This is a genomic window from Streptomyces sp. NRRL S-495 (genome assembly GCF_000966955.1).
Lineage (GTDB): Bacteria > Actinomycetota > Actinomycetes > Streptomycetales > Streptomycetaceae > Kitasatospora > Kitasatospora purpeofusca.
This window is the reverse complement of the sequence record NZ_JZWY01000947.1, coordinates 1-396: the sequence shown is the minus strand read 5'-3', so window position 1 is coordinate 396 and position 396 is coordinate 1. Positions and strand designations below refer to the sequence as shown.

The window sequence follows — 396 nt, the reverse complement described above, 5'->3', positions numbered from 1 at the left end:
GCCCGCCGCCCGGCGGCCTCGGGCCCGTCCCAGGACTCGGGCAGGAACAGGCGCCACGACAACGGGCAGGAGGCGGTGTCGGAGAGCGCGTGGACACTGACGCCGATCTGGCAGTTGCCGACCTTGCCCAGGGTGCCGGAGTACTGCCGGGCGACCCCGGGCGAGGCCTTGCCGTCCTTGGGGAAACCGGTGTCGTCCACGGCCCACACCTCGGGCCGCACCGCCCGCACCGCGCGCCGCGCCAGCCGGGCCCGCACGTCCTCGACCGGCCAGGTCGAGGACGTCATGAACTGCTGCAACCGCTGATGGTCGACCCCGAGGCGTTCGGCCATCGGCTGCATCGACTTGCGCCGGCCCTCCAGCAGCAGCCCCCGCAGGTACAGTCCGCCCTTGGCC

At 74.0% G+C, this 396-nt stretch carries 1 protein-coding gene; it reads right to left on the bottom strand.

Going from position 1 to position 396, the window contains the following annotated elements; all coding sequences use genetic code 11:
* Positions 1-396: transposase (locus tag VR45_RS36805; protein WP_045944286.1), on the bottom strand; the 396-nt coding region annotated here is incomplete at both ends.